Here is a 24,583-nt window from a genome sequence, read left to right as displayed (position 1 = left end):
TGATTTTGAGGTGAAACGCAACTGTCTGGCGCGGCGCGCGCGGGGCAGGGTGGGGCAACCGCCACGAAAGGATGCTGCCATGAACGCCCCCGCCCTCCGCTCCCGCCGCCCGGTCTGGATCAGCGCCGACAGCGGCGACTTCGACCTGTTCCGCCAGCAGGTCGCGCAGTCCACCCGGGCCGAGGACGTGCCGCAGGCGGCCGAAGTGGTGCGGAACATCCCGATCTACGACGGGAAGGCCGTCGCCGCCGCTGCCCGCGATCCGCAGGCCCGCAGAGCGCTGACCGCCGAATGGGCCTGGGTGCTGGCGGACGGCCCCGGGATCATCGTGATCCGCGAGGCCATGCCCGACCCGGCCGTCATCGACCGCGCCAGCCGGATCTTCGAGGACATCATCGCCGAGGAAAAGGCCGCCCAGCGCGGCGGCGGCGACCATTTCGCCAAGCCGGGGGCGAACGACCGGATCTGGAATTCGCTGGAAAAGCACTGCCTGGCCGATCCGGCAAACTTTGCCGCCTATTACAGCGCCGATGCGCTGGCCCTGGCCTCCGAGGCCTGGCTCGGCCCGGCCTACCAGATGACCGCGCAGGTCAACCGGGTGAACCCCGGCGGGGCCGCACAGGTGCCGCACCGCGACTATCACCTGGGCTTCATGTCGCCCGACCGGATGGCGCAGTTTCCCGCGCATATCCATTCCATCTCGCCCGTGCTGACGCTTCAAGGGGCGCTGGCGCATTGCGACATGCCGGTCGAGACGGGTCCGACGCTGCTGCTGCCGTTTTCGCAGCTGTTCCACGAGGGCTACCTCGCCTTCGGCCGGCCCGAGTTCCAGGACCATTTCGCCCGCCACCACGTCCAGCTGCCCTTGCAGAAGGGCGACATGCTGTTCTTCAACCCCGCGGTCATGCACGGCGCCGGGACCAACCGCACCACCGACCGCTACCGGATGGTCAACCTCTTCCAGGTCTCCTCTGCCTTCGGGCGGGCGATGGAATCGGTCAACCGTGCCCGGATGTGCCGCGCCGTCTTTCCGGTGCTGCGGCAGGGTGGGCCTGGGATCGACGTCGCCAATGTCATCGCCGCCACGGCCGAGGGCTATCCCTTCCCGACGAACCTCGACCGCAACCCTCCCATAGGCGGCCTCGCCCCCCGGACCATGGCCGATTTCCTGACCCAGGCGGTCCGCGAAGGCTGGAGCGCGGAGCGGCTGGACGCCGTCCTGTCCGACCTGGAGTCGAAGAACGCCACCTGACCGCTTGAAACAATTCCCTCCAAGGCGACACGACCGCGTGAGCATTTCGTTGCAAATCTTGCAGGATTCGTGATCGGGGCGCATCTGACGCTCAATCAGCAATGGAGAACCCCATGGCCGGACTGCGGAAGATCCTGCTTGTCGACGACGACGACGACCTGCGCGAGGCGCTGAGCGAACAGCTGGTGATGACCGAGGACTTCGACGTGTTCGAGGCCGGAACCGGGGCCGACGGCACGGAGAAGGTCAAGGCGGGCCTGTTCGACCTGGTGATCCTGGACGTGGGCCTGCCGGATACCGACGGGCGCGAGCTGTGCCGCCGGATGCGCAAGCAGGGCGTGAAATGCCCGATCCTGATGCTGACCGGCCATGACACCGACAGCGACACGATCCTTGGCCTGGACGCGGGCGCCAACGATTATGTGACCAAGCCCTTCAAGTTCCCGGTGCTCCTGGCCCGCATCCGCGCGCAGCTGCGGACGCACGAACAGTCGGAAGACGCGGTGTTCCAGCTTGGGCCCTACACCTTCAAGCCCGCGCAAAAGTTGCTGGTGGACGAGAAGGACAAGAAGATCCGCCTGACCGAAAAGGAAACCAACATCCTGAAATATCTCTACCGCTCGACCAGCGGCGTGGTGGCGCGGGATGTGCTCTTGCACGAGGTCTGGGGCTACAACGCGGGCGTGACCACGCATACGCTGGAAACCCACATCTACCGCCTGCGCCAGAAGATCGAGCCCGATCCCTCGAACGCGCGGCTGCTGGTGACCGAAAGCGGCGGATATCGGCTGGTGGCATAGGCGGTTGTGGCAGGGCGGCAACGCCTTGTTGCGTCCGCCATGCAACAACCACGAAATCTTGCCGCTTAGGGCTTATTGTTGCCGGATTCGCTTGCTACCTTTCTCGCATGCACCGGTTGTGCAGCAAGTTCCCCTGGTCGCGTCGGGGTTATGGCGCGGCATCCTCCCTGTTGGACCTGGCCGGGCTTCTTGCCCGGCCTTTTTTTGTGCTCGTGCCAGATCAAGGCGCGAGGCCTGCGGGGGCCTGCATCCTGGCCCCACTTCCCTTGTTCCCTTTGCGCCGGGCCTCGCGCCCGGCCTTCTTTTTCCGCCCGGCCCTTGAGCCTGCCGCGGCCCGGTCTTACGGTCGCCCCGCAACCCGGAGCCGCGCCCATGCCCTTCACCCTTGCCACCTGGAACATCAACTCGGTCCGCCTGCGCGAGGGGCTGGTCGCCCGCCTGCTGACCGAAGAAGCGCCCGACATCCTTTGTCTCCAGGAATGCAAGTGCCCGGTCGAGCTGATCCCGATGGAGGGGTTCCAGGCGCTGGGCTACACCCATGTCATCGCCCGGGGGCAGAAGGGCTACAACGGCGTCGCGATCCTGTCGAAGCTGCCGATCCGGGATGTCGGCGGGCACGACTTCGCCGCGCTGGGCCATGCCCGGCATGTGGCGGGGAGGTTGGAAAATGGGGTCACGATCCACAATTTCTATGTCCCGGCGGGCGGCGACATTCCGGATCGTGAGCAAAACCTCAAGTTCGGCCAGAAGCTCGACTACCTGACCCAGATGCGCGACCATTTCCATGCCGAGCGGCCGGAAAGGTCGATCCTTGTCGGCGACCTGAACATCGCCCCGCGCGAGGACGATGTCTGGGATCACAAGGCGCTGCTGAAGATCGTCAGCCACACGCCGGTCGAGGTGGAGCATCTGGGTCAGGTGATGGAGGCCGGGCGCTGGCGGGACATCACCCGGCAGGACATCCCCGAGGGCCGGCTCTACAGCTGGTGGAGCTACCGCAGCCCCGACTGGGACGCCGCCGACAAGGGCCGCCGGCTGGATCATGTCTGGGCCACGCCCGACATCGCCGGTGCGGGCCACGGCAGCCGCATCCTGCGCCCCGTGCGGGGCTGGGACCAGCCCTCGGACCACGTCCCGGTCTTTGCGACCTTCGACCTTTAGGCGCAAATCTTTTCGAAAAGATTTGCAAATTCCTTCGAAGGAGTTTGTCAGGACCCCGAGGCCAGCGCCGCCAGCACCGCCTTGGCGCTGTCGCTGTCCCACTCGGCATCGCCGATCAACCGGGCGACCTCCTGCCCGTCCGGGTTCAGGATCACGGTGACCGGCAGGCCCATGACCCCCATCCCCCGCGCCAGCTGCGACTGCGGGTCGCGCAGGATGGGCAGCGCGGTGACCCCCGCTTCCTCGAAGAACCGCCTGATCCCCTCGACCGCGTTGCGTCCGGTGGCGACCGGCACCACGGCCAACTCGGGCATCGCCGTTTGCAGCCGGTCGAGCGAGGGCATCTCCTTCCGGCAGGGCGCGCACCAGGTGGCCCAGAAGTTCAGCACGACCCACTTGCCCCGGTAATCGGCCAGCGCGTGCTCGCCGTCCTCGGCATCCAGCAGCACCGCCTCGGGCACCGCGACCGGGGCCTCGTGCAGCACCAGCTTCTTCATGTCGCCCTCGCGCAGGCTGGCCACGTCAGCCAGCGCCGGATTTGCACCGAGGGCCAAGGCCGTATAAAGGACCACCAGAATTTTCCGCACGTTTCCCACCCCGCCCATCCTGCCGCGAAAGCCCCGCCCATGTCCGACGCCCCCGATCCCAAGTCCGCCAACACGATGTGGGGCGGGCGCTTTGCCGAGGGCCCCAGCGCGATCATGACGGCGATCAACGCCTCGATCGGCTTCGACCAGCGGCTCTACGCCCAGGACATCGCGGGCAGCCGGGCCCATGCGGCGATGCTGGCCGCGCAGGGCATCATCTCTTCTAGGGATGCCGAGGCGATCGGGGAAGGGCTGCTCGCGATCTTGTCAGAGATCGAGGCGGGGAAATTCCCCTTCACTCCCGATCTTGAAGACATCCACCTGAACATCGAGGCCCGCCTGACCGAACGCATCGGCGAGGCGGGAAAGCGGCTGCACACCGGGCGGTCCCGCAACGACCAGGTCGCCGTCGATTTCCGGCTCTGGGTGCGCGACCAGTGCGATGCGGCCATCGAGGGGCTGTCCGGCCTGATGCGCGCCTTCCTCGCCCAGGCCGAGGCCGGGGCCGACTGGGTGATGCCGGGCTTCACACACCTGCAAACCGCCCAGCCGGTGACCTGGGGCCATCACATGCTGGCCTATGTCGAGATGTTCGCCCGCGACCGTTCCCGGTTCCATGACGCGCGCCGGCGAATGAACGAATGTCCCCTCGGCGCCGCCGCGCTGGCAGGGACCAGCTTCCCCATCGACCGGCACATGACCGCAAAGGCGCTGGGCTTCGAGCGGCCGACCGCGAACAGCCTCGACTCGGTCTCCGACCGCGACTTCGCGCTGGAATTCCTGGCCGCCAGCAGCATCTGCGCCATGCATCTGTCGCGCTTTGCCGAGGAACTGGTGATCTGGTCCTCCGCCCAGTTCCGCTTTGTCCGGCTGTCCGACCGCTGGACGACCGGCAGCAGCATCATGCCGCAGAAGAAGAACCCCGACGCGGCCGAACTCCTTCGCGCGAAACTCGGCCGTATCCTTGGCGCCACCGTTGCGCTGTTCACGGTGATGAAGGGCCTGGCGCTGACCTATTCCAAGGACATGCAGGAGGACAAGGAACAGGTCTTCGACGCCGCCGATACGCTGATGCTGGGCCTTGCCGCGATGACCGGCATGGTCGCGGACATGACCGCCAACCGCGATGCCCTCCGCGCCGCCGCCGCCTCGGGCTTTTCCACCGCGACCGACCTCGCCGACTGGCTGGTCCGGGCGCTGGGCCTGCCCTTCCGCGAGGCGCACCATGTCACCGGCGCGCTGGTGGCCATGGCCGAGGCGCAGGGATGCGACCTGCCCGACCTGACGCTGGCCCAGATGCAATCGGTCCATCCCGGCATCACCGCCGAGGTCTTCGGCGTGCTGGGGGTGGAAAACTCGGTGAGAAGCCGCATGTCCTATGGCGGCACCGCGCCGGATCAGGTCCGCGCGCAGATCGCCCGCTGGAAGGCGGACCTGGGCTGATCTTTGCAAGGGAGCATGCTATGAAACTCTGGCTTCTGATCCCGGTCCTTGCGCTGGCGGCCTGCAAGAACCCCATGCTGGCCACCAACCTGACCTTCGGCACCGGCGGGGTTGAGGCAAACCCCACCTTGTCCGGCGAGATCGGCGGTGCCACGGTGTCCATCGACCCCTGAGGAAAGGCCCGCCATGCCCCGGTTTCTGCTTCTCGCCTCGCTCTTCCTTGCCGCCTGCGGCGCCGATGGCGCGCCGGAACCGCCGTCGCGCGGGTTGGCCGTCACCGGCGAGGTGCAGATGGGCGTCGTCGCACGATGAGCCCGCTGCGTCTTGCCTTCCTGGCAATCGCGGTCTGGGGCGCGGTGCATCCGATGTACTGGTTCCTGAAGCACATGCGCGAGAGCGGAACCGGCCTCGGCGGCCTGATCGACGCCTGGTATGTCAACGCCTCGACCACCGGCCTGACCTGGGACCTGACCATCGCCGCCATCGCGCTGACGGTCTGGGTCCTGGCCGAAAGCCTTGGCCGCCGGGACTGGCTGGGCCTGGTGGCGATCCCGGCCACCTTCTGCATCGGCGTCAGCTGCGGGCTGCCGCTCTATCTCTTCCTGCGCTCGCGCCCCTCAGTGGCGTGAACTGGTCGCGGTCCCGTCCTCGGGGAACAGATGCGCCTGGGCGGGGTCGAACTCCAGGTTCATCTGCGCCCCGATGTCGAACACCGCATCATGCGACAGGGCCGCGATCAGCGGGCTGCCGTCCTTGAGCGTGACCTCGACCACGGTTTCCGACCCCAGCCGTTCGGTCAGCGCGACGGTGCCGTGCAGCCGCCCCGCGCCCTCGGCCACCGACAGATATTGCGGGCGCAGGCCCAGGATCGCCTGATCCCCCACCTTGAACGGCCCGCGCTTGCCCGAAACCTCGACGGGGTCCAGCGCCGCGTTCGACACCAGCACCTTGCCGCCGTTCACCCCTTGCACCGTCACCTTGACGAAGTTCATCGACGGCGCGCCCAGGAAGCCCGCCACGAACAGGTTCGCCGGGTCGTGATACAGGTCCATCGGCGCGCCGATCTGCATGACCTGCCCGTCCTTCAGCACCACGATCTTGTCGGCCAGGGTCATCGCCTCGACCTGGTCGTGCGTCACATAGATCATGCTGGCGCCAAGCTGCTGGTGCAGGCGTCCGATCTCCATCCGCATGTCCATGCGCAGCGCGGCGTCGAGGTTCGACAGGGGCTCGTCGAACAGGAACACCTGGGGCTTGCGCACGATGGCCCGGCCGATGGCAACCCGCTGGCGCTGGCCGCCGGAAAGCTGTGACGGGCGGCGGTCCAGCAGGTGCTCCATCTGCAGGATGCGGGCGGCCTCGGCGACCTTGGCCTCCTTCTCCTCCTTCGACGCCCCGGCGATTGTCAGCCCGAAGGCCACGTTCTCGCGCACCGTCATGTGCGGGAAGATGGCGTAGGACTGGAACACCATGGCGACGCCGCGATCCTTGGGCGGCAGGTCGTTGACCAGCGTCTCGCCGATCCGCAATTCGCCCGAGGTGATGTCCTCAAGCCCCGCGATCATGCGCAGCAGCGTGGACTTGCCGCAGCCCGAGGGGCCGACGAAGACGCAGAACTCGCCGTCCTCGATCTCGATGTCCACGCCCTTGATGACATGGGTGGCGCCATAGCTTTTCCTGACGTTCTTCAGCGATATCCGGGCCATGGGCTACTCCGCCGCCTGTGCAAGGGGTTGAACGTGCAGAAGACCGTCGCCGTCGATCACGACCGGCTCGGGATCCATGATGTAGCCGCCGAAGCTGGCCTTGCCGCCGTCGGCGAAGCCGAGGATCACCATGCCTTGCGGGCCGTCCACGATGCGGGCTGCGTAGCGGCGGCAGGGCTCTGCCCCGTCAAGGAAGGGGCCGGGCGCGATGCGCCAGGGGCCGCGGGGATGGTCGGCGATCAGGTAGTGGGTGCCGGTGACCGGGGTTTCCGGGTTGTCGCGGCGGTATTGTTCCGACCAGTGGTGCGACGAGGTGCAGAAGAGGCAATACCAGTGGTTCCCCACCTGGAACACCTGCGGCACCTCCAGCTGGCCGAAGCCGCCATGGAACACCGGGGGTTGCAGGGTCCACGTCATCAGGTCCGGCGAGGTGGCAAAGCCGATGGCCCCGCCGGCATTGGGTTCCGGCACGCCCGGCACGCGGGCGGTGAAATACATCAGCCAGCCCTTGCCGTCCGGGTCGCGCATCGCCCAGGGGTCGCGCATCGCCCGGTCGTGCCAATGGCCGACGGCATGGTCCTTCTCGTAGCAGTCGGCGTTGGGGCCGGTCAGGTCCAGCGCCAGCCCGTCGCCGACCCGCGTCCAGTTGTGCAGATTGCGCGAGGTGGCATGGCCGATCCGCTGATACAGCGACTGCTCGGATTTCCGCGTGCCGGTGTAGAACAGATGCCACAGCCCGTCGTCGCCCTTCAGGACCGACCCGGTCCAGGTCGTGCTGTCGTCCCAGGCCGCGCCGTCCCGCTGCGGCTCGAACGTGGTGCCCATGTCGGTCCAGTTGGTCAGGTCGCGCGACACCGCATGGCGCTGGGTCGCGTTCAGGTGCCGCGCGTCGGGGTCGATCAGCGATTTCGGCGCTTGCAGGAAATAGCCGTGCCAGATGTCGCCGTCCTGGACATACCAGCTGTCCCAGAACCAGAGGTCTTTGTGTTTGAACGACATTTTGGTCTCCTCAGCCCTTCACGCCGGTCGAGGCGATCGACGCGATGAAGGCTTTTTGCAGGTAAAGGTAGAAGGCGAGGACGGGGACGGTGATCAGGCTCAGGTAGGCCATCACCTCGCCCCAGACGACGTTGAGCTGGAAGAAGTATTGCAGGCCCACCATGACCGGGCGGTAGCCCTCCGCCTGCGTCACCATCAGCGGCCAGAGATACTGGTTGTACATCACCAGGAACTTCAGGATCGCCGCCGTGGCCAGGATCGGGCCCGAAAGCGGCATCACGATCTTCCGATAGATCTGGAACCACGAGGCACCCTCGACCCGCGCGGCCTCGATCAGTTCTCCGGGCAGGTCCTTGAAGTACTGCACGAACAGGAACACCGTCAGGCCATCGGCGATGAAGGGCACGATCTGCACCCGGTAGCTGTTCAGCCACCCCCAGGTCAGCCCGTCCATCCCCAGCCAGGGCAGATGCGCCACCATCATCAGAAGCGGGATGGCGATGGTCTCGAAGGGCAGGATCAGCGTGGCCAGCAGGATCGACAGCAGCACGTCGCGCCCCTTCCAGCCGACGAAGACGAAGGCGAAGGCCGCGGCCGAGCAGACCAGCAGCGACAGGACCACCGTCACCCCGGTGACGAGGACCGAGTTGAACACGAAGGTTGCCACCGGCGCGCGCTGGAAGGCGGCGAAGTAGTTCGACAGGCTGATGTCGCCCACCGGCAGGAAGGCGCGGAGGTTGCCCGAGTCCTGCAAGAGCTGTTGCGTCGGCTTCAGGCTGGACATCACCATGAAGACCAGCGGGAAGATGAAGATCAGCGCGATCAGCACCAGCACCGCATAGCGGGTTGCCAGGCGCAGGCCGCGGTTGTCGGCGGAAATCATGGCCATCAGCTCTTCTCCCGCGTCAGCCAGCGTTGGATCAGGGAAATCGACAGCACGATCACGAACAGGATGACCGAGATCGCCGACCCGCCCGAGATGTCCTGCTTGCCATAGCCGCGCTCGACGGCCTGGAAGACGATGGTCTGGGTGCTGTCCAGCGGTCCGCCGTTCGTCATCACGTCGATCTGGGCGAACAGGCCGAAGGCCTGCATGGTGATGACGATCAGGATCAGGACGGCGGTGTTCCTGAGGCCCGGCCAGGTGATGTAGCGGAATACCTGCCACTTGGACGCGCCCTCGATGGCGGCGGCCTCGTAGAGGGTGGGGCTGATGGTCTGGAGGCCCGAGAGCCAGATCACCATGTGAAAGCCCACCGCCTGCCAGATCGACATGGCGATGATCGCGCCCAGCGCGGTCGATGGGTTGCCCAGCCAGTCCACCGGCGGGATCAGGCCAAAGCTGATCGCCCCCAGAAGGTTGTTCAGCAGGCCGGACTGGCCGTCATAGATCAGCCGCCACAACAGCGAGACGACGACGATCGAGACGACGACCGGCATGAAGTAGATGGCGCGGAAGACATTAATTCCCTTCAGGCGCTGATTGATGAGCAGCGCAAGGCCAAGGGCCAGGCCCGCCTGCACCGGGGCGACGACCAGCACGAAGATGAAGGTGTTGACGATGGCCTTCATGAACACGACGTCGCGCGCCAGGACATAGGTCCGGCTGTCCCCGCCAAGGCTGAAGCTGAACCATTCCCGCATCCCCGCCAGGTCGGGCCGGTCGGGGTTGTTGCGGGTCAGCGTGCGGATCGAGGGATATTCCGGCGCGCCGTCCTTCATCACCACCGCGCCGTTTTCGTCCCGGACCGGCTCCAGCGTCAGAGTGGTGACGCCCAGAAGCTGACGGTAGTTCGCCATGCCCACGAACTCGGTCGGATTGGGGCTGACGAGACGCTGGTTGGTGAAGGAAAAGTAGAAGGCCAGGAAGAAGGGCAGGATCACGAACCCGGCGATCAAGAGGACCGCAGGGCCCGCCATCAGCCAGCCCGTCCGGTTCGACACGGTGAACTTCGACGCCATGATCGCCTCGTCGCGTGAGAGGGGAAAGGGCTGGCGGCGCGAACCGCCAGCCGGAAGTCAGCGGGAACGCGGCCCCGGATCCGCTCCGGGGCCAGACGGTCCTAGTGGCCGTAGCCGCCGTTCTTCTCGATGTCGGCGTTGATCTCGTCTACGGCCGCGTCCAGCGTCGCCGCCACGTCGGCCCCGTTGGCGATGTCGGCCAGCGCCTTCTCGAACACCTTGGCCTGCACGACATAGCCCGGGGTCACCGGACGGACGAGAGCCTGGGCGGCCGAGAGGCCGAAGAACACTTCCATCGCGCCACCCGGCTTGTAGTGCTCGGTCATCGCGGCTGCCGTCTTGGTCGGCGGGATCAACCCGATGCCGTCCGAGAAGGCCGCCAGATACTTGTCCTGAAGAGCGAACTCGATGAAGGCCGCGGCGCCTTCGGGATGCTTGGACGAGGCCGAGACGCCGAACTGCCAGGAGGCCGCACCGATCTTGGGGCCGTTCCCGAAGTCGGGCGCGGGCAGGAACACCGTGTCGGGGAAGGCCTTCAGCGTGTTCAGCGCCGCCCAGTTGCCGTTCCACGAGAAGGCATACTTGCCTGCCGCGAACCCGCCGTCACGATCCGCCGGGTCCTGCGTCGCGGGCGCATAGCCGTTCTTGAACAGGCCCTGCCACCACTCTCCGAAGGCAAGGGCAGCCTCGCCGTTCAACGCGCCTTCCGCCGTCTTGTAGGTCGAGCGGTCGACGATGTCGCCACCGAAGCTTTGCAGGAAGGGCGAGAAGGCATAGGGATACCATTCGCCGGTCCAGGCCATGCCGAGGTCCAGAGCATAGTCCCACTTGCCCGAGGCCTTGGCCGCATCGAGTGCCGCCATGAATTCGTCCTTGGTCCAGGGCTGGTCCAGGGTGGGCATGCGCAGACCCAGCTCTTCCAGGGTGGACTTGCGCGTCACCAGCGCCACGGCGGCATCCCACAGGCCGATCGAATACAGTTGGCCGTTCCAGATGCCCTTGGTGCCGGGCAGGAAGTCGGCGATCTTCGATTCGTCGATCTTCAGGGGCTGCATGTAGCCCGCCCAGGCCCAGTTCGGCATGACGGGGCCGTCCACGTCCAGGATGTCGGGCAGGTTGCCGGCCAGCGCGCCCGCGACGACGGAATCGTTGTAGGCCGCCTGCGGGAAGCTTTGCAGTTCCACCTTCCAGTCGGACTGGCTGCCGTTGAAGTCGGCGATGATCTGGTTGATGATCTTGCTTTCGACCTCGTTGCCGGCGCCATGGTACCACATGGTCAGCGTCTGCTGCGCCTCGGCGGCCGAGGCCCAGGCCAGGATCGCGGCCGAAGCCACGACGGTGAACATCTTCATTTGCTCTCCTCCCTCTGGGTCATCAGTGAAACGACAGTCGCGGTCCGAAGCTCGTTGACCGAACCGCGCCAGTGCACAGGCCCGGCCACCAGGACCGGACGGTGGTCATCCCGGCCCTCGCCGGAAATCAGCTGCAACAGACGCTCGCCCGCCCGGACGCCCATGGCGTTGTAGGGTAGCTCGACCGTGGTCAGCGGCGGGTAGAGCGTCTCGGCGATGGCGCGATAGTTGTCGAAACCCGCCACGCCGATCTCGTCGGGCACCCTGCGGCCCATGCTGCGCAGGATGCCATAGACCATCAGCGCCATCTGGTCGTTGCCGCAGCACAGCACCGTGGGCGGCGCGTCCAGCCGCAGCAGGCGGTCGATCGTGTCCCACAGCAGCTGCGGCCCGGTCTCGGGCTGGTCGAAATCCACATGCGCCAGCAGGGCGGGGTCGAAGGCGATCCCGGCCTCGGCCAGCGCATCGCGGTAGCCCAGCGGCCGCAGCCGGCCGGCGGCCATGTCGGGGCGCAGGGCCAGCATGGCGATCCGCCGGTGCCCGGCGCCGATCAGGCGCCGCACCAGGTCGGCCTGCAGGCGGCGGTCGTCGGGCAGGACGGCGGGGGTGCCGCGGTCGTCATAGCAGTTGGCCAGGACCAGCGGCGTATCCTCGGGCACCGGGGGCAGGTCCACCGGCTGGTGATACTCGGCGACATAGATCAGCCCTTCCACCCGGTGCGACAGGAAGGTGTCGATCAGCTTGGGCACACGGTCCTGCCGGCCCCCGGTATCGGCGATCATCAGCGTCATTCCGGAGGCATCCAGCGCCCGCTGGATGCCCTGCACGATGTAGAGGTCCGGCAGGCCCTGCTGGGTCGAAGGCTGGTTCTTGGTGGAAATCGCGCCGGTGATCAGCCCGACGATCCCCGACTTCTGCGCCCGCATCATCCGCGCCGCGTTCGACCGGACATAGCCCAGCTCGCGCATCGCGGCCTCGACCACCTCGCGCGTCCTTTCGCCCACCGGCCCGTCGCCGTTCAGCACCCGGCTGACCGTCTTGGGCGACACGCCGGCCAGGCGTGCGACATCGTAGATCGTCGACATGCGAGGCCTCCCCTCCGCGCGGTGTCCGGCTATGACATCGGTGTCATGACATCGGTGTCACAACTCGACCGATTCTGTCAAGCGCGGGTTGCGCGGGCGGGGAGGAGAGATCGGCTCAGGCGTGAAAGACGAAGGAGCGCATCGAGACCGAGCCGAGGTCGATGGCGTCGGTCATGAAGGTCAGCCGGTCCCGGGCGTCCGAGGCGCCGGCGATGGTCAGCGCCGGCATGTAGTGATCCACCGTCGGATGCGCCATGGTCAGCAGGCTGCCCAGCCCCTCGCGGTCTGCCAGGGATTTCAGGTCGCGCGCTTCCAGCCGGTCGGCGAACAGGCGGTCGAACTCCAGCGCGAAGTCCAGCGGCTGTCCGCCGAACCGCATGGCGCGCAGATTGTGCACCACGTTGCCCGATCCCAGGATCAGCACGCCCCGGTCGCGCAGCGCGGCAAGCGTGCGGCCGACCTCGAGCTGGTGCTCCAGCCCCCGGCTCATGTCGATCGAGACCTGGAACACCGGCACCTTCGCCTGCGGATAGAGGAACTTCAGCACCGTCCAGGCGCCGTGGTCGAGGCCCCAGGTGTCGTCCTCGGCGGAATGGTGGCTGGCCAGGAGGCTCACCACCTCGCGCGCCAGCTCCGGGTTGCCGGGGGCGGGGTAGTCCATCGCGTAAAGCGCGTCGGGAAAGCCATAGAAATCGTGGATCGTCTTCGGCAGGGCCGAGACATCGACCAGCGTCGTGCCGCGCGTCATCCAGTGCGCCGAAACGACCAGGATCGCCTGCGGTTGCGGCAGGGCCTGTCCCAGCGCGCTCCAGGCGCGGCTGTAGGCGGTATCCTCCAGCGCGTTCATCGGGCTGCCGTGGCCCAGGAACACCACGGGCATCCGGGCCGAGGGCTTCAGCCGGTCGCGGAGGGCGTTGAGGTCGGTGATCGCGCTCATGGTCCTGTCCTTTCGGCGAAGGGGCCGCCCCCTGTCGGGGCAGCCCGGAGGGTTCAGGCCGCGGCCAGCGCGCGGGCAGAGGGTTTCAGCGCATAGGCGCCCGAGCCCAGCAGCGCGATGGCTCCCTGCACGATGGCCCAGAACAGCGGGAATTCCCAGCCGCCGCCTTCGCTGGAAAAGACCCAGCCGTTGCCGGCATGGACCCAGGTCGCGCCCAGAAGCACCGGGATCAGCGCCAGCGCCACCGCGCGGGTGGCAACGCCCAGGATGAGGGCAAGACCGCCGCCGACTTCGGCCAGGATGGTCAGATAGGCGAGGACGCCGGGCAGGCCGAGGCTTTCGAAATAACCCACCGTGCCGGGGATGGTGAAGACCATGACCTTCATCAGGCCATGGGCGACGAACAGGGCGCCGCTGGCGACGCGCAGGATCAGGGCGGCGTAATCGGAGTTAGGGGTCATCTCGGGGTCCTTTCAAGGGGCCGCCCGTCCGGCGGCGGATGCGATGAGGCAAAGCTAGGTCTTGACGCTTGGGAATGAAATGGCGACATTGTGGATTGATAATCCACATTTCATTCCGAAAGACGCGCCGATGGACCTGATCGACGAGTTGAAGGCCTTCGTCGCCACCGCGCAGACCGGATCCTTCACCGCCGCGGCGGAGCAGCTGGGCACGTCCAACCGCCTGACCTCGAAATATGTGGCCGGCCTCGAGGCGCGGTTGGGCGTGCGGCTGTTGCAGCGCACCACGCGCAAGGTCGGGCTGACGCCGGCGGGCGAGGATCTCCTGTCCCGCGCGCCGGCCCTTCTGGACGATCTCGACGACCTGATCGCCGGGGTCGCCGAAGGCTCGCGCGGGTTCTCCGGGGTGATCCGGCTTTCGGCCCCCGTCACCTTCGGCGAACTGCATGTCGCCGGGATGCTCGACCGTTTCGGCCGGCTGCATCCGGGGCTGTCCTTCGACCTGAGGCTCGACGACCGCCATGTGGACCTTGCGGCCGAGGGGATCGACCTTGCCTTCCGCATGGGCCGGACCGACACGCAGACGCTGAAGGTCCGCCGGCTCGGCGGTTTCGGGTCGGTGCTGGTGGCCAGCCCCGACTACCTCGCCCGGCGCGGGAAGCCCGCGTCTCCGCAGGATCTGGCCGCGCATGACTGCATCCTCGACACCAACCGCCGCGACCCCCGGCGCTGGGCCTTCGGGCGCCCGCCCGTCCCCGTCGCGGTGCAGGGCCGGTTCCGGGTGAACTCGGCCCGCGCGGCGGTGGAACTGGCGGCGGCGGGGCAGGGGCTGGCCTATGCCCCGCGCTTTGCGGCCCGTGCGGCGCTCGAGGCGGGGGCGGTCATCCCGGTGCTGGCCGACTGGCCGGGCGAGGAGGGCCAGCTTTCCGCGGTCTGGCTGGAAGGCCGCGTCCTGCCGCGCAAGATCCGGGCGCTGATCGACTTCGCGGCCGAGGACGTGCGCGCCGCCGGCATCCTCTGACCGCCTAGCGACTGGACTGCCGCACTATCAGTTCCGGCGCGATCCGCAGCGTCGCGGGCTCGGTCTGCCGTCCGTCCAGCACGTCGAGGATCAGCGCCGCCGCCCTTGCGCCGATCTCGCGCGGGAAAGGGTTGATCGTGGTCAGCGCGGGGACCGAGACCTCGGCGATCTCGTAATCGCCGAAACCGGCGATCCAGATGTCCTCCGGCACCCGCACGCCGCGCCGCTGGCATTCGGTCAGGGCGCCGAAGGCCGACAGGTCCGACACGCAGATCACGGCTTCCGTATCCGGCAGTGTGTCCAGAAGCCGCCCCATCGCCATCGCCCCTTCCCGCATCGAAATCGGGGGCGCGCCCGCGTCGATCAGGCGGCTGGCATCCAGCCCCTGCGCCCGCATCGCCGCCACGAACCCCTCGCGCCGGTCGGTGCCCCGCGTGTCGCGGTCCGCGTCGCCCCCGATGAAGGCGATCCGCGTGATCCCCTGGGCCACGAAATGATCGATCATCCCCCGCACAGCCTCGGCGTTGGAAAAGCCCACCACATGCCCGATGGGCTGGGCCGGCAGGTCCCAGGTCTCGATCACCGGAAGGCCCGCGTTCTCCAGCAGGCGCCGCGCGCGGGGTGTATGCTTGCCCCCGGTGACCACGATCGCCTCGGGCCGCCGGCGCAGAAGCTGTTCGATCAGCCGCTCCTCCTCGTGGATGTCATAGTCGGTATAGCCCAAGAGGATCTGCAACCCCCGCGCCTTCAGCCCCTCGGACAGGCCCCGCAGCGTCTCGGCGAAGTTGGCGTTGTTGATCGAGGGGATCGTCACCGCGACGAAATCCGTCCGCTGCGACCGCAGGGACGAGGCCGTCGAGTCGAACACATACCCCAACTCCTCTGCCGCCTTCAGGATCGCACCCCGCGTCGCCTCGCTGACGGATGTGTCCCGCTTGAAGGCCCGGCTGACCGTCATCGGCGAGACACCGGCAAGACGGGCGACATCGGCCATGGTCGGGGTCTTGCGCGGGCCTGTCATGTCAGGGGCGTGAAACTGTGCGCCGTGGTGACATGGTGGTGGATGCGACCCTCAAAGTGCCGCGCCAGCACTGCTTCCGTCGCGGCGCGGCCTTCCTTGCGGATCGGATGGTCCAGGAAGGCTTCGACCGTCGCCATGTCGGGCCAGTCGATCGCCAGGATCAATGGGTATTCCGGTGCGCCTTCGTCCCGGTCCTCCGCGAAGGTGACATGCACCGCCAGTGTGCCGGGGAACCGGCGCCAGACCGGCAGGATTTCCGCCAGCACATCGCGGCGGAAGGCTTCTTCATGCCCCTCGCGCAAAATGCCCTCGAACAGCGCATAGCGGGTAATCATGCCGGATCCTTTCGTGGGCCCCAGTCTTTCCGAACAGCAAAGAACTCCATCAGCGCCGCCTGATCCTCGCCGCCAAGGCCCGCCGCCGTCAGCATCCGGTGGATCTCGGCGCAAAGCGCGGTCAGCGGCATCGCCGTCTGCGTCAGGCGTGCCAGGTCGGCGGCGCCGTTCAAGTCCTTGACCATGTTGTCGATCCGCCCCGTCCGCCGGTAATCCCGCGCGGCCATGCGGGGCATGTATTCCTGCAGGATCGCCGAATCCGCCCGGCCCCCGGCCAAGGCCTTCGGGATCATCGCCGCATCCACCCCCGCCGCCTCGGCCAGCGCCGTCGCCTCGGCCACCGCGAGGAATCCCAGCCCGCACAGCACCTGGTTGATCAGCTTGGTCGTCTGCCCCGCCCCCGGTCCGCCCATCCGCGTCTGGTTCGACGCGACACCACGCAGAACCTCCTGCGCCTCGGCCACGTCCGCCGGCGCACCGCCCTGCATCAGCGTCAGCTCCCCCGTCGCGGCCTTGGGGATGCCGCCCGACAGCGGGCTGTCCACCCAGCGCAGGCCCCGCGCCGCGGCGTCGGTCGCCAGGGCCTTTGTCGCCTCCGGGTCGATCGAGGACATGTCGATCACCAGCGTTCCCGGCGCCGCGCCCTCTGCCACTCCGCCAGCCCCGAAGACCGCCGCCCGCACGATATGCGCCGCGTTCAGCGACAGGATCACCGCCTGCGCGCCCCGCGCGGCCTCGGCCGCCGACGGGGCCGCAACCGCCCCAAGCTCCACCAGCGCCGCCACCTTCGCCGGGTCGAGGTCGAACACCCGCAGCGCAGTCCCCGTCGCCACCAGCCGCGCCCCGATGGCCCCCCCCATCGCCCCGGCCCCGATCAGCGCGATGGTCATGGCTTCACTCCCTCAAGCTGCACGGCGATCTGGTCGACGATCGCCTCGAGCGGTTGATCGATATCCACCGTCAGCGCCTCCTCCGGCCCCGGAGGTTCCAGAGCCGCGAACTGGCTGTCCAGAAGCGAGGTCGGCATGTAGTGCCCCGTCCGCTTCGCCATCCGCGCGGCGATCACCTCACGGCTACCCGCCAGATGGACGAACCGCACCGGCCCCCCGGCGCCCGCCCGGATCCGGTCCCGATACACCCGCTTCAGCGCCGAACAGCCGACGATGACCGGAGCCTCCGCCGCCAGCACTCCCGCTACCCGGTCCAGCCAGGGCCAGCGGTCCTCGTCCGTCAGCGGTATCCCCGCCCGCATCTTCTCCACGGCCTCGGGCGTATGCAGGTCGTCGCCGTCGCGATAGGGGATGCCCAGGCGCGCCGCCAGGCCCTCGCCCACCGAGGACTTGCCGCAGCCCGCCACGCCCATCAGGATGATCCGCCTCGTCATAGCGATGCCGTGATCCCCCCGTCGACATACAGGATATGCCCGTTGACGAAGCTCGCGGCGTCCGAGGCCAGGAAGATGCAGGCGCCCTGCAACTCCTCGACCTTGCCCCAGCGCCCCGCGGGGGTGCGCTTTTCCAGCCAGGCGCTGAAGGCCGGGTCCGCCACCAGCGCCGCGTTCAGGGGCGTGTCGAAATAGCCCGGCGCGATGGCGTTGCAGTTCAGCCCGTGCTTCGCCCAGTCCGTCGCCATGCCCTTGGTCAGGTTGCCCACGGCCCCCTTGGTCGCCGTGTAGGGCGCGATCCCCGGCCGGGCCAGCGCGGTCTGCACGCTGGCGATGTTGATGATCTTGCCCCGCCCCCGCGCGATCATGTGCCGCGCGACCGCCTGCCCCACATGGAACACGCTCGCGATGTTGGTCTGCAACAGACGCTCGAAAGCCTCGGCCGGAAACTCCTCCAGGGGCGCGCGGTGCTGCATCCCGGCGTTGTTCACCAGGATGTCGATGGGCTTGCCCTGGGCCTCGAACGCATCCACCGCCGCCCGTACCGCCTCATGGTCCGTCGCGTCGAAGGCCAGCATCTCGGCCCCCGCGATCCGCGCCGCCGCTGCCGCCAGCTTTCCGGTATCCCGCGCGTTCAGCACGACCGAAGCCCCTGCCTCGGCCAACCCTTCCGCCAGCGCGAACCCGATCCCCTGCGACGACCCGGTAATCAGCGCCCGCTTTCCGGTCAGATCGAACAGCCGATGTCCCACGTCCTTCTCCCGCTCACTTCGCTCTCGACAAGCGCATTTCGACTCGTTTATGTTATCGATAACACACCCTGTCAAGCGCGCTGAGGACAAGATGGCCAAACCGCAGGTTCTCCAGGTCGGCCCCTACCCGGAATGGGACCAGACGGCGCTCGACGCCGCCTTCATCGTGCATCGCTGGTGGGAGGCCGCCGACAAGGACGCCTTTCTGGCCGCGGTCGGCCCGAAGGTGCGCGCCATCGCCACGCGCGGCGACCTTGGCGCCTCCGAGGCGATGATCGCCGCCTGTCCCAACCTCGAAATGATCGCGGTCTTCGGCATGGGCTACGATGCCGTCCATCTGCCTTCCTGCAAGGCGCGGGGGATCAAGGTCTCCAACACCCCCGACGTCTTGACCGAGGACGTGGCCGACATCGCGCTGGCCATGCTGCTGGCGCTCGTGCGGCGCACCGGGCAGGCGGAGGAATGGGTCCGCTCCGGCGATTGGGCCACCAAGGGCATGTTCCCGCTGACCCGCAAGGTTTCGGGCACCCGCGCGGGCATCCTGGGTCTTGGGCGGATCGGGGCGGCCATCGCCCGTCGTTGCGAAGGCTTCGGCATGAAGATCGCCTATTCCGCCCGCAGCCCCAAACCGGGGGCCGAGGCCTGGACCTACATTCCCGACGCTGTTGAGCTTGCCCGCAATTGCGACCACCTGTTCGTCGCATTGGCCGCCACGCCCGAGACCCGCCACATCGTCAACGCCAAGGTCCTTCAGGCCCTCGGCCGCGACGGCACCGTCATCAACATCAGCCGCGCCGCGAATGTGGACGAAACGGCCCTCCTCGACGCGCTGGAAACCGGGGCCATCGCCGGCGCCGCGCTGGACGTGTTCGAGGGCGAGCCGAACCTCAACCCCCGTTTCCTGTCCGCCCCGAACGTCCTCCTCCAACCCCACCACGGCTCGGGCACGGTCGATACCCGCAAGGCGATGGGCAAACTCATGCGCGACAACCTGACCGCCCATTTCGCGGGCCAACCCCTGATCACGCCGGTGCTGCCGTGAAAGCCATCGTCATTCACGGCCCGAAGGACCTGCGCATCGAGGACCGCGAGCCCGAGCCCCTCGGCCCCGGCCAACTCCGCCTTCGCCTCGCCACAGGGGGCGTCTGCGGCTCGGACCTGCACTACTACAACCACGGCGGCTTCGGGGCCGTGCGGCTGAAGGAACCGATGATCCTCGGCCACGAGGTCTCGGCTTATGTCGAGGACCCCGGCACCAGTGCCTTCGCCAAGGGCCAACTCGTCGCCGTCTCCCCCTCGCGCCCCTGCGGCACCTGCAAGTTCTGCCTCGAAGGCCTGCCCAACCAGTGCCTCAACATGCGCTTCTACGGCAGCGCGATGCCCTTCCCCCACATCCAGGGCGCCTTCCGAGAAATCCTGACCGCCGACGCCAGCCAATGCGTCGATGCCACCGGCCTGACCCCGGGCGAGGCCGCGATGGCCGAACCCCTCGCCGTCACGCTCCACGCCACCTGCCGGGCCGGAGATATGCTCGGGAAAAGAGTTCTCGTCACCGGCTGCGGCCCGATCGGCACGCTGGCGATCCTCGCCGCCCGCCGCGCCGGCGCGGCCGAGATCGTGGCGACCGACCTGTCGGATTTCACCCTGTCGCTCGCCTCCCGCGTCGGGGCCGACCGGGTCATCAACACCGGCACCGACCCGGATGCCCTCGCCGCCTATGGCGCCGACAAGGGCCACTTCGACGTGCTTTACGAATGCACCGGGGTCGCCGCCGCGCTGGCTTCGGGCATAGCCGCGCTCCGCCCAAGGGGCGTGATCCTGCAACTCGGCCTCGGCGGCGACATGACCCTGCCGATGATGGCGATCACCGCCAAGGAGCTGGATCTGCGGGGCAGCTTCCGCTTTCACCCCGAATTCGCCGTCGGCGTGGGCCTGATGCAGAAGGGCCTGATCGACGTGAAGCCGCTCATCACCCATACCGTGCCCCTGGCGCAGGCCGAGGATGCCTTCCGCCTCGCCTCGGACCGCAGCCGCGCGATGAAGGCGCAGATCGACTTCCCGGCTTGACCGGAACACGCTCGCGCGCAAACCCTGTCGCCCGGCGACACCGGCGCAGCAAGAGAAGAAGGAGCCCGCCATGTCATTCTTCGAAATCCACGACCCGGCCTTCGCCCGTTATGTGATGTTCAACGCGCCGCTGAAGCGGCTGGCCACCGGCTTCGACTGGGCGGAAGGGCCGGTCTGGTTCGGCGACCTCGGCTGTCTTCTCTTCTCGGACATTCCGAACAACCGCATCCTGCGCTGGACGGACGACGGGATCACCACTTTCCGCCAGCCTTCGAACTACGCGAACGGACATACCCGCGACCGGCAGGGGCGGCTCGTCAGCTGCGAGCACGGCGCCCGGCGGGTGACCCGGACGGAATGGGACGGGCAGATCACCGTCCTCGCCGACGGCTACCGGGGCAAGCCGCTGAACAGCCCCAACGACGTGATCGTCGCCCGCGACGGCGCGATCTGGTTCACCGACCCGCATTACGGGATCATGACCGACTACGAAGGCTTCAAGTCGCCGCAGGAACTCCCCTGTTCCGTCTATCGCGTTGACCCCTCGGGTGGGATCGAGGCGGTCATCACCGACATGGCCTGCCCGAACGGCCTGGCCTTCAGCCCGGACGAAAGCCGGCTCTACGTCGCCGACACCGGGCGGATGCATGAAAGCGACCCGCAGCACATCCGCGTCTTCGACATGGTGGATGGCCGTCCGGTGAACGGGCGCCTGTTCCACACCATCGACCGGGGCTGCGCCGATGGCATCCGGGTGGACAGCGAGGGCAATGTCTGGTCCTCGGCCGGGGACGGCGTGCATTGCATCGCGCCGGACGGACGGCTTCTGGGCAAGATACTGGTGCCCGAGATCGTGTCCAACATCTGCTTCGGCGGCCGGGCCAAGCACCGGCTGTTCATCACCGCGACGACCAGCCTCTATTCCGTCGTCCTCAACCGCAACGGAGTGCAATGGCCGTGACGAAACCGCAGACCGGCCTGATCGGCCTTGGCACCATGGGCGCAGCCCTGGCGCTGAACATCGCCGAAAAGGGCTTTCCCATCGCCGTCTGGAACCGGACGACCAGCGTCACCCACGCCTTCAAGGCCGGCGCCGGAGAGCTGGCCGACCGAATCATCCCCGCCGACTCCCTCGCCGACCTCGTTGCCGCCATGGCCCCGCCGCGCGCCATCATCCTGATGGTCCCCGCAGGCCCCGCGGTCGATGACATGCTGGCCGCGCTCACCCCGCACCTGTCGCCCGACGACCTGGTGATCGACGCTGGCAACGCCAACTTCCACGACACCAACCGCCGCGCCGCCGCCGGCCTGCCGTTCCGCTTCCTCGGCATGGGCGTCTCGGGCGGCGAGGACGGCGCCCGCCACGGCCCCGCGATCATGGGCGGTGGGGCGCGCGAGGATTGGGACCGCATCGCACCGGTCCTTCACGCCATCGCCGCGAAACACAAGGACCAGCCCTGCGCCGACTGGATGGGTCCGGCGGGAGCCGGCCATTTCGTCAAGACCGTTCACAACGGCATCGAATACGCCGACATGCAGATGATCGCCGAAGTCTACGGCATCATGCGCGACGGCCTTGGCCTGCCCGCGCCAAGCATCGCCGAGACCTTCGCCGACTGGAACAGGGGCGTCCTGCAAAGCTACCTCATCGAGATTTCCGCCGAGGTCGCCGCCGCGAAGGACCCCCTCACCGGCGCGGCGCTTCTTGACGTGATCCTCGACAAGGCGGGCCAGAAGGGCACCGGCCGCTGGACCGCGATCGAGGCGCAGCACCTCTCCGCCCCGATCCCGGTGATCGAGGCCGCCGTCGCCGCCCGCAACATCTCGGCCCGGCTCGACGAACGCCGCGCGGGCGAGGCGGTCTATGGCCCCGCGCCGGAACCCACGCCCGGGGTGACGCTGGCCGACCTCCAGGATGCGCTCACCGCCGGCAAGATCCTATGCTACGCGCAGGGCTTCACGATGACCGCCGCGGCCGGGGTCGCCTTCGGCTGGGACCTGCAACTGCCCGCCATCGCAAGGGTCTGGCGCGCGGGCTGCATCATCCGGTCCTCGATGCTCGACGCCATGGCGCAAGCCCTGACCGAAGACCCCGCGCGCAACCTCATCCTCGCCCCCCGCTTCACGGCCGAGATCAAGCGCTGCCTCCCCGCCCTCCGCCGCATCGTGGCGGCAGCGGCGCTGCACGGCCATGCGCTGCCCGCGCTGTCGGCGGGCCTCGCCTGGTTCGACGCGATGCGCACCGCGCGGGGGACGGCGAACATGATCCAGGCGCAGCGCGACTTCTTCGGCCTGCACGGCTTCGACCGGCTGGACGGCAGGGACCTCCACCACGGCCCCTGGGCGCAGGCGTAACCGATTTCTTCAAAGAAATCGGACCGGAGCCTTCAAAGGCTCCGTCGCGGAGTTTTTGAAAACTCCGCGCCCCGCTACCCCGTCTCGCCCGGCACCAGCCGTGTCGGGACCACCGTCACCTCCTGCCCCGGCTCGCCCTTCAGCCGCGCCACCAGCGCCTCCGCCGCCGCCTTGCCGATGGCCGTCGTCGGCACCACCGTCGTCGTCAGCCGCTTCGGCAGGATCGAGGCCGCCTCCATCCCCCCCCAACCGGCGATCCCCAGGTCCTCCGGCACCCGGATTCCCTTTGCCTGCGCATAGGCGAGGCCCCCCACCGCCATGTCGTCGTTGTGGAAATAGACGACGTCCAGGTCCGGCGTCCGTGTCAGCAGCACCTCCAGCCCGTAATACCCCGCATAGAACCCCGGCATGTCCAAGAGCACCTCGCGGTCCACCAGCGGCGCGCCTGCCTGCGCCAGCACCGCCTGGAACCCCTCCAGCCGCGCCTGGCCCATCACGTCGGCCCGCGCCAAGGCGCCCACATAGCCCGCCCGCCGCCGCCCGCGGCGGAGCAGGAACTGCCCCATCTCCACCCCGCAGTCGTAGTGCGAGAATCCCACCGACATGTCGATCGGGCTGGTGGTCAGGTCCCAGATCTCCACCACGGGCACCGCCACCTGGCGCAGAAGGTCCACCGTCGCCGGCGTATGGTTCCGCCCCGACAGAATCAGCCCCGCCGGACGCCAGCTGGCGATCTGGCGCACCCAGGCCTCCTCCTCGGCGGTGGAATGGTTGTTGGCCCCGATCATCAGCTGATAGCCCAGCCGGCTCAGCGCCCGGTCCACCCCGTCCAGCACATGCGCGAACAGGCCCGATGTCAGGCGCGGCACGCACATGCCGACCAGCGTGCTGGCCTGATAAGACCCGAAGGCCGCCGCCAGCTTGTTCGGGACATACCCCAGTCTTTCCGCCACCTTGACCACCCGGTCCCGCGTCTCTTCGGAAAACCCCGTGCCGCCGCGCAATACCCGGCTGACCGTCATCTTCGACACGCCCGCCGCCCTAGCGATGTCCTCCAGATTGGCCTTCATCCGCGATCCATGTTATCGATAACTTTCCGCTTGACTCGGAAACCCCACAGGCTCACGTTAGGCTACGTTACCGGTAAACCTGACGCAAGATCAGGCACGCCCGGGAAGGGGAGGAGCCAAGCCCATGCAACCGTCGTCCGACGGCCTGTTCTTCGACCGCATCGTCAAGTCCTTCGGCGGGACCCAGGCGCTGAAAGGCGTGTCGCTGAAGGTCGCGCGCGGCGAGATCGTGGCGCTTCTGGGCGAAAACGGCGCGGGGAAGTCCACCCTCATCAAGGTGCTTGGCGGCATCCACCGCCCCGACGAAGGCGGCGTCCTGATCGACGGCGTCCCTTACGCGCATGAAGCCGGAAAGGCGGGGGGCCAGAAGGTCGCCTTCATCCACCAGGACCTCGGCCTGATCGACTGGATGTCGGTTGCGGAAAACATCGCCCTCGCGCTGGGCTACGTCCGCCGCGCTGGTCGCATCGACTGGACGGCGACCGAGGCCCGGGCCGACGAGGCGCTCAAGCTGGTCAAGGCCGAATTCCCCGCCACTGCCCGCGTCTCCAGCCTGACCCGCACCCAGAAATCCCTCGTCGCCATCTCCCGGGCGCTCGCCGCCGACTGCGACTTCCTCGTTCTGGACGAGCCCACCGCCAGCCTGCCCGCCGACGAGGTGGAGCTTCTCTTTTCCGCCCTCCGCCCCCTGAAGGCAAAGGGTGTAGCCTAGTGCGTAAGTCAAGCTGCGCTTTTGAAGTTCTCCGTGAAGGGCTGGCGCGTGGTGAGCATTGCCCAGACGACGTTGATGCGGCGTCTGGCGAGCGCGATGACGGCCTGGTTGTGGCGTTTGC

General features: G+C 67.9%; 28 protein-coding genes. 13 read left to right on the top strand and 15 right to left on the bottom strand.

The annotated features are described in order from the left end of the window. The first annotated feature begins 79 nt into the window (after window positions 1-79). The 3 genes from ACK4IU_RS11525 to ACK4IU_RS11515 all read left to right on the top strand — a co-directional run bounded on the left by ACK4IU_RS11525 (window position 80) and on the right by ACK4IU_RS11515 (window position 3,213). Window positions 80-1,252 (top strand): phytanoyl-CoA dioxygenase family protein, encoded by a 1,173-nt coding sequence (locus tag ACK4IU_RS11525; RefSeq protein WP_409735116.1) that lies wholly within the window; start codon window positions 80-82, stop codon window positions 1,250-1,252. 113 nt (window positions 1,253-1,365) lie between these two features. Continuing rightward, a complete protein-coding gene (locus tag ACK4IU_RS11520) occupies window positions 1,366-2,052 on the top strand; it encodes a response regulator transcription factor (RefSeq protein ID WP_409735113.1) in 687 nt (228 codons plus the stop codon). A 372-nt stretch (window positions 2,053-2,424) separates the two neighbouring features. Further along, window positions 2,425-3,213: an exodeoxyribonuclease III gene (locus ACK4IU_RS11515; RefSeq protein ID WP_409735111.1), complete on the top strand. Its 789-nt coding sequence runs from the start codon at window positions 2,425-2,427 to the stop codon at window positions 3,211-3,213. Between the two features lie 47 nt (window positions 3,214-3,260). On the opposite strand, the gene ACK4IU_RS11510 is transcribed toward ACK4IU_RS11515, so the two are convergent. Next, a complete protein-coding gene (locus tag ACK4IU_RS11510) occupies window positions 3,261-3,818 on the bottom strand; it encodes a TlpA family protein disulfide reductase (protein WP_409735108.1) in 558 nt (185 codons plus the stop codon). A gap of 21 nt (window positions 3,819-3,839) precedes the next feature. Between ACK4IU_RS11510 and argH the strand changes: the two genes are divergently transcribed. The 4 genes from argH to ACK4IU_RS11490 are packed head-to-tail and all read left to right on the top strand — an operon-like array spanning window position 3,840 to window position 5,872. Further along, window positions 3,840-5,243, top strand: coding sequence for an argininosuccinate lyase (gene argH / locus ACK4IU_RS11505; protein ID WP_409735106.1), 1,404 nt, complete (start codon window positions 3,840-3,842; stop codon window positions 5,241-5,243). A 20-nt stretch (window positions 5,244-5,263) separates the two neighbouring features. After that, window positions 5,264-5,416 carry a hypothetical protein gene (locus ACK4IU_RS11500; RefSeq protein WP_409735104.1) on the top strand — a complete coding sequence of 51 codons (153 nt, stop codon included), beginning with the start codon at window positions 5,264-5,266 and terminating at the stop codon, window positions 5,414-5,416. 13 nt (window positions 5,417-5,429) lie between these two features. Beyond that, window positions 5,430-5,555 carry a hypothetical protein gene (locus ACK4IU_RS11495; protein ID WP_409735102.1) on the top strand — a complete coding sequence of 42 codons (126 nt, stop codon included), beginning with the start codon at window positions 5,430-5,432 and terminating at the stop codon, window positions 5,553-5,555. Continuing rightward, on the top strand, window positions 5,552-5,872 hold the full coding sequence (locus ACK4IU_RS11490) for a DUF2834 domain-containing protein (protein ID WP_409735100.1): 321 nt from the start codon (window positions 5,552-5,554) through the stop codon (window positions 5,870-5,872). Before ACK4IU_RS11495 ends, ACK4IU_RS11490 begins: the two co-directional genes overlap by 4 nt. On the opposite strand, the gene ACK4IU_RS11485 is transcribed toward ACK4IU_RS11490, so the two are convergent. The 8 genes from ACK4IU_RS11485 to ACK4IU_RS11450 form a co-directional block, all read right to left on the bottom strand. Beyond that, window positions 5,861-6,949: an ABC transporter ATP-binding protein gene (locus ACK4IU_RS11485; RefSeq protein WP_409735098.1), complete on the bottom strand. Its 1,089-nt coding sequence runs from the start codon at window positions 6,947-6,949 to the stop codon at window positions 5,861-5,863. The two genes, ACK4IU_RS11490 and ACK4IU_RS11485, sit on opposite strands and share 12 nt — an antisense overlap. A 3-nt stretch (window positions 6,950-6,952) precedes the next feature. Further along, the gene (locus ACK4IU_RS11480; RefSeq protein ID WP_409735096.1) at window positions 6,953-7,948 is read right to left on the bottom strand and encodes a levansucrase; all 996 of its coding nucleotides are present in this window, start codon (window positions 7,946-7,948) and stop codon (window positions 6,953-6,955) included. A 10-nt stretch (window positions 7,949-7,958) separates the two neighbouring features. Continuing rightward, a complete protein-coding gene (locus ACK4IU_RS11475) occupies window positions 7,959-8,837 on the bottom strand; it encodes a carbohydrate ABC transporter permease (protein ID WP_409735093.1) in 879 nt (292 codons plus the stop codon). Then, window positions 8,837-9,910: a carbohydrate ABC transporter permease gene (locus ACK4IU_RS11470; RefSeq protein WP_409735091.1), complete on the bottom strand. Its 1,074-nt coding sequence runs from the start codon at window positions 9,908-9,910 to the stop codon at window positions 8,837-8,839. Before ACK4IU_RS11470 ends, ACK4IU_RS11475 begins: the two co-directional genes overlap by 1 nt. Before the next feature lie 101 nt (window positions 9,911-10,011). Further along, a complete protein-coding gene (locus ACK4IU_RS11465) occupies window positions 10,012-11,262 on the bottom strand; it encodes an extracellular solute-binding protein (protein ID WP_409735089.1) in 1,251 nt (416 codons plus the stop codon). Next, window positions 11,259-12,347 (bottom strand): LacI family DNA-binding transcriptional regulator, encoded by a 1,089-nt coding sequence (locus ACK4IU_RS11460; RefSeq protein ID WP_409735087.1) that lies wholly within the window; start codon window positions 12,345-12,347, stop codon window positions 11,259-11,261. Before ACK4IU_RS11460 ends, ACK4IU_RS11465 begins: the two co-directional genes overlap by 4 nt. Before the next feature lie 115 nt (window positions 12,348-12,462). Then, on the bottom strand, window positions 12,463-13,284 hold the full coding sequence (ygiD, locus tag ACK4IU_RS11455; protein ID WP_409735085.1) for a 4,5-DOPA dioxygenase extradiol: 822 nt from the start codon (window positions 13,282-13,284) through the stop codon (window positions 12,463-12,465). A 53-nt stretch (window positions 13,285-13,337) separates the two neighbouring features. Continuing rightward, entirely contained in the window at window positions 13,338-13,745 is a 408-nt protein-coding gene (locus tag ACK4IU_RS11450) for a DoxX family protein (protein WP_409735083.1), read from the bottom strand. 130 nt (window positions 13,746-13,875) lie between these two features. On the opposite strand from ACK4IU_RS11450, the gene ACK4IU_RS11445 reads away from it, so the two are divergent. Beyond that, on the top strand, window positions 13,876-14,766 hold the full coding sequence (locus ACK4IU_RS11445; RefSeq protein ID WP_409735081.1) for a LysR family transcriptional regulator: 891 nt from the start codon (window positions 13,876-13,878) through the stop codon (window positions 14,764-14,766). A gap of 4 nt (window positions 14,767-14,770) precedes the next feature. Here the strand turns inward: ACK4IU_RS11445 and ACK4IU_RS11440 are convergent, their stop codons facing one another. From ACK4IU_RS11440 to ACK4IU_RS11420, 5 genes are read right to left on the bottom strand one after another with little or no spacing between them, the layout of a single operon-like run. After that, window positions 14,771-15,787 carry a LacI family DNA-binding transcriptional regulator gene (locus ACK4IU_RS11440; protein WP_409735079.1) on the bottom strand — a complete coding sequence of 339 codons (1,017 nt, stop codon included), beginning with the start codon at window positions 15,785-15,787 and terminating at the stop codon, window positions 14,771-14,773. Then, entirely contained in the window at window positions 15,784-16,122 is a 339-nt protein-coding gene (locus ACK4IU_RS11435; protein ID WP_409735077.1) for a hypothetical protein, read from the bottom strand. The genes ACK4IU_RS11440 and ACK4IU_RS11435 overlap by 4 nt, the downstream gene beginning before the upstream one ends. Continuing rightward, complete coding sequence (locus tag ACK4IU_RS11430; RefSeq protein WP_409735076.1) at window positions 16,119-17,012, bottom strand: NAD(P)-dependent oxidoreductase; 894 nt, start codon at window positions 17,010-17,012, stop codon at window positions 16,119-16,121. Before ACK4IU_RS11430 ends, ACK4IU_RS11435 begins: the two co-directional genes overlap by 4 nt. Further along, window positions 17,009-17,506, bottom strand: coding sequence for a gluconokinase (locus ACK4IU_RS11425; protein ID WP_409735074.1), 498 nt, complete (start codon window positions 17,504-17,506; stop codon window positions 17,009-17,011). The genes ACK4IU_RS11430 and ACK4IU_RS11425 overlap by 4 nt, the downstream gene beginning before the upstream one ends. After that, window positions 17,503-18,258, bottom strand: a complete 756-nt coding sequence (locus tag ACK4IU_RS11420) for an SDR family oxidoreductase (RefSeq protein ID WP_409735072.1) — start codon at window positions 18,256-18,258, stop codon at window positions 17,503-17,505. Before ACK4IU_RS11420 ends, ACK4IU_RS11425 begins: the two co-directional genes overlap by 4 nt. Before the next feature lie 91 nt (window positions 18,259-18,349). On the opposite strand from ACK4IU_RS11420, the gene ACK4IU_RS11415 reads away from it, so the two are divergent. The 4 genes from ACK4IU_RS11415 to gndA all read left to right on the top strand — a co-directional run bounded on the left by ACK4IU_RS11415 (window position 18,350) and on the right by gndA (window position 22,680). Beyond that, entirely contained in the window at window positions 18,350-19,300 is a 951-nt protein-coding gene (locus ACK4IU_RS11415; RefSeq protein ID WP_409735070.1) for a 2-hydroxyacid dehydrogenase, read from the top strand. Further along, window positions 19,297-20,325 (top strand): L-idonate 5-dehydrogenase, encoded by a 1,029-nt coding sequence (locus ACK4IU_RS11410; protein WP_409735067.1) that lies wholly within the window; start codon window positions 19,297-19,299, stop codon window positions 20,323-20,325. Before ACK4IU_RS11415 ends, ACK4IU_RS11410 begins: the two co-directional genes overlap by 4 nt. Window positions 20,326-20,395: 70 nt before the next feature. Then, the gene (locus ACK4IU_RS11405) at window positions 20,396-21,286 is read left to right on the top strand and encodes an SMP-30/gluconolactonase/LRE family protein (RefSeq protein ID WP_409735065.1); all 891 of its coding nucleotides are present in this window, start codon (window positions 20,396-20,398) and stop codon (window positions 21,284-21,286) included. Further along, on the top strand, window positions 21,277-22,680 hold the full coding sequence (gene gndA / locus ACK4IU_RS11400; protein ID WP_409735063.1) for an NADP-dependent phosphogluconate dehydrogenase: 1,404 nt from the start codon (window positions 21,277-21,279) through the stop codon (window positions 22,678-22,680). The genes ACK4IU_RS11405 and gndA overlap by 10 nt, the downstream gene beginning before the upstream one ends. 74 nt (window positions 22,681-22,754) lie before the next feature. Here gndA and ACK4IU_RS11395 read toward each other — a convergent pair whose 3' ends face one another. Continuing rightward, a complete protein-coding gene (locus ACK4IU_RS11395; RefSeq protein WP_409735061.1) occupies window positions 22,755-23,750 on the bottom strand; it encodes a LacI family DNA-binding transcriptional regulator in 996 nt (331 codons plus the stop codon). A gap of 124 nt (window positions 23,751-23,874) precedes the next feature. On the opposite strand from ACK4IU_RS11395, the gene ACK4IU_RS11390 reads away from it, so the two are divergent. Further along, window positions 23,875-24,462, top strand: coding sequence for an ATP-binding cassette domain-containing protein (locus ACK4IU_RS11390; protein ID WP_409735059.1), 588 nt, complete (start codon window positions 23,875-23,877; stop codon window positions 24,460-24,462). Window positions 24,463-24,583: the final 121 nt, after the last annotated feature.

Origin of the sequence: Tabrizicola flagellatus, from assembly GCF_046295235.1 — a bacterium.
Classification (GTDB): Bacteria; Pseudomonadota; Alphaproteobacteria; order Rhodobacterales; family Rhodobacteraceae; genus Tabrizicola; species Tabrizicola flagellata_A.
The sequence above is the reverse complement of the archived record's forward strand: the minus strand, read 5'-3'. Positions and strand labels throughout refer to the sequence as shown.